General features: G+C 41.7%; 5 protein-coding genes. All 5 read left to right on the top strand.

The window, feature by feature from the left end:
- Nucleotides 1-479 (top strand): type I-D CRISPR-associated protein Cas5/Csc1 (gene cas5d, locus H6S82_RS25215; protein ID WP_191056894.1); only part of this gene is annotated, 479 nt, incomplete at its 5' end.
- Nucleotides 451-1,254: a CRISPR-associated endoribonuclease Cas6 gene (cas6, locus tag H6S82_RS25210; RefSeq protein ID WP_190471356.1), complete on the top strand. Its 804-nt coding sequence runs from the start codon at nt 451-453 to the stop codon at nt 1,252-1,254. The genes cas5d and cas6, both read left to right, overlap by 29 nt.
- Nucleotides 1,255-1,327: 73 nt before the next feature.
- The gene (cas4, locus tag H6S82_RS25205) at nt 1,328-1,912 is read left to right on the top strand and encodes a CRISPR-associated protein Cas4 (protein WP_190471353.1); all 585 of its coding nucleotides are present in this window, start codon (nt 1,328-1,330) and stop codon (nt 1,910-1,912) included.
- A 3-nt stretch (nt 1,913-1,915) separates the two neighbouring features.
- Entirely contained in the window at nt 1,916-2,893 is a 978-nt protein-coding gene (gene cas1d / locus H6S82_RS25200) for a type I-D CRISPR-associated endonuclease Cas1d (RefSeq protein WP_190471350.1), read from the top strand.
- Nucleotides 2,890-3,186 carry a CRISPR-associated endonuclease Cas2 gene (cas2, locus tag H6S82_RS25195; RefSeq protein ID WP_190471348.1) on the top strand — a complete coding sequence of 99 codons (297 nt, stop codon included), beginning with the start codon at nt 2,890-2,892 and terminating at the stop codon, nt 3,184-3,186. Before cas1d ends, cas2 begins: the two co-directional genes overlap by 4 nt.
- The last annotated feature ends 90 nt before the right edge of the window (nt 3,187-3,276 follow it).

Below are 3,276 nucleotides of genomic sequence, written 5' to 3'. Positions count from 1 at the left end.
TTAAAGCGGCTCAAGTTAAGTATTACGGGAGATCGGAACGGTTTGGTGAGGGTAATGCCAAACGCAATTATCCGGCTAACATTGGTCGAGCGAAAGAATTAGCGGTTGGTAGTTACTATCAAACTTTTATTATAGCCGAAAAAGAGATAGAAATTCCTCATTGGATACGGTTAGGGAAATGGGCGGCTAAAGTGCAAGTTGAAGCTCGGATAATTCCGGCATCTGGAATTAAAGTGAAGTCGGGGGAATATATTTGTCAGCATCCTTTAAATCCCATTGATTTACCTCGTTCTTCCCGTTTATTATTGTACAACCGAATTGTCATGCCACCAGTTAGTTTAGTCAGTCAAGCGCAATTAATCGGTGAATATTGGGAAGTGTCGAAAGAAGATAATTGGCAAGGCTTTAAGGAATTACCGAAACAATTTTGTTTACCCAAGGGTGTATCTTATGGAATTAATGCAGTTGCAGTCTCCTAAATCTTTTAATTTGTATGCGATCGTCGTACAATTAGGCGCAGTAGATCGAGGATATTTACCCCAGACTTTAGGACGAGCAATTCACGCTCAGGTTTTGCAATGGTTAAATAAAGGCGATCCAAATGTGGCTGAATTCGTCCATGAAAGTCAAGAATCTCCGATTAGTTTATCCGGTTTAATTGGCAATCGTCGCCCATCGGGAATTCGACCGGGAGATGAATTTTATTTCCGCATTAGTTTGTTAAATGGTAGTCTCATCGATCCGCTTTTAAGTGGGATAGAACAGTGGGGAAACGAACCGATTACTCTGGGCAAATTTACCTTTACAATTAAAGGGTTTTATTCCTTGCCGGGAACTCATCCTTGGGTTGGTTCTGCTGATTATGGAATGTTGGCTAAATTGCCAAATTCTGCCAACGAAATCACGCTGGAATTCCTCTCGCCTACCAGTTTCAAACAAACTCAATATATCCAGCCTTTCCCTTTACCTGAATTAGTATTTTTCAGCCTGCAAAGACGTTGGAATTTCTTTGCGCCAGAAGCACTAAAAATTGATGCGATCTCCTGGCAAAGTTTAGTTTGTGCTTATCAGTTAGAAACCCATGCTTTGAAAATGGAAGGCGGCGCTGAAATTGGAGCAAAAGGATGGGTTAAATACCGTTTTCCCGATGCGGAACAAGCGCGAATTGCCAATATTTTAGCACATTTTGCTTTTTTTGCGGGTGTCGGGAGGAAAACGTCGATGGGTATGGGCCAGACAAAGTTGATTCATTAAGAAATTTCAGATTTCAAATTTAAAATCTGAAATCTGCGATTGGCAATCTGAAATTACTCATAGGTGATTGGAGATGAATGAAAATTACCTTTCTTTAGCTTATCTCAACGCTTGGGAATATTGCCCCAGACGATTTTACCTAGAATATCAACTAGGCGAAATGGAGGATAACGAACATATTATTATCGGGCGTTATCTACATGAAAATATCAACCAAGAAGGCACTTCTATGGAGGGCGATATTCTAATTCATCGCCAGCAGTGGGTATGGAGTGAAAGTCTAAAAGTTAGCGGCATTATCGATGCAGTGGAAGAACGAGATGGTCAACTGATTCCCTTGGAATATAAAAAGGGAAAAATGGCACAACATCTCAACGATCATTTTCAATTATGTGCGGCTGCTTTGTGTTTGGAAGAACGCACGGGAAGAGAGATTGCTTATGGTGAAATTTTTTATCACGGCAATCGCAGACGGCAACAAGTTAAGTTTACACCACAGTTACGACAAATGACTCAAGAAGCTATTTTGGCAGCGCATCAAACTGCGTCTGGCAAAATTCCATCACCGATCGATCATTCTAAAAAATGCAAAGCTTGCAGTTTAATCGGCATTTGTCTGCCTTTGGAAGTTAAACAATTATTACGGGAAGGAGTCTAAACAATGTCTGTACTTTACGTTACGCAACCGGAAGCAATTTTGAATAAGAACTACGAAGCTTTTACTGTTGCTATAAAACAGGAAGATGGCAGTTGGAAAAAGCAATCAATTCCTGCCCAAACGGTAAAACAAGTTGTTTTAATGGGTAATCCGCAAGTAACGGGGGATGCTTTGACTTATGCTTTGGAATTGGGTATACCAGTTCACTACCTTTCGATTTTTGGTAAATATTTGGGGAGTGCTTTACCGGGTTATTCTCGCAATGGTGCTTTGCGGTTGGCGCAGTTTGAATTGTATCGAGATACGGAACGGCGATTGCAATTGGTGAAGGCAATTGTCACGGCTAAAATTCAAAATCAATATACGGTTTTGTATCGCCAAAAAATTAGCGATAGTCCGCTGAAAAGTCATAAGAAATTAGTAGCGCAAAAGAAAACTTTGGATGAGGTGCGAGGGGTTGAAGGTATCGCCGCTAAGGATTATTTTGCTGATTGGTCGGCTATTTTGAAAGAACCTTGGTCTTTTCCCAACCGAAATCGCCGTCCTCCTACCGATCCGGTGAATTCTTTGCTGAGTTTTGCTTATGGATTGTTGCGAGTTCAGGTAACAGCAGCAGTTCATGTGGTGGGACTCGATCCTTATATTGGTTATTTGCATGAAGTTAGTCGCGGACAACCTTCTATGGTGTTGGATTTGATGGAGGAATTTCGTCCTTTGGTGGCGGATAGTTTGGTGTTTTCGGTGTTGAATAAGCGAGAAATTCAACCAAATGATTTTACGGAAAGTTTGGGTGCTTATCGACTTTCTGATGATGGACGCAAGCGTTTTTTGCAAGCGTTTGAACAGAAGATGAATAGTGAGTTTACCCATCCGGTGTTTGATTATGTTTGCACTTATCGACGGGCGATCGAACTACAAGCGCGGTTGCTGGGTCGCTATTTGCAAGAGGGTGTACCTTATAAACCGTTGGTGTTGCGATGAAGGATACTTTATTTTATTTGGTGATTTACGATTTGCCGGATAATAAAGCGGCAAATAAGCGGCGGAATCGATTGCACAAATTGCTTTCTGGTTATGGAAAGTGGTGTCAGTATAGCGTTTTTGAATGTTTTTTGACGGCGATTCAGTTTGTCAAGCTGCAACAAAGAATTGAAAAGTTGATTAAGCCTGCGGAAGATTCGGTGCGAATTTACGTTTTGGATGCGGGATCGCTGAAAAGGACGATCGCATACGGTTCCGAGAAGCCACGACAGGAAAGTGCGATCGTACTTTAGTATTCCACAAAATTCGATCGCTCACAAAGCCCCTAACCTCTGCCAATCCCGGTTTCTCCATACCTCCGTCACCTGAAAACCCTGTCAATC

Origin of the sequence: Planktothrix sp. FACHB-1355 (genome assembly GCF_014748295.1) — a bacterium.
Classification (GTDB): domain Bacteria; phylum Cyanobacteriota; class Cyanobacteriia; order Cyanobacteriales; family Aerosakkonemataceae; genus Aerosakkonema; species Aerosakkonema funiforme_A.
Note: the sequence above shows the minus strand (reverse complement) of the source record. Positions and strands in the feature narration are given on the sequence as shown.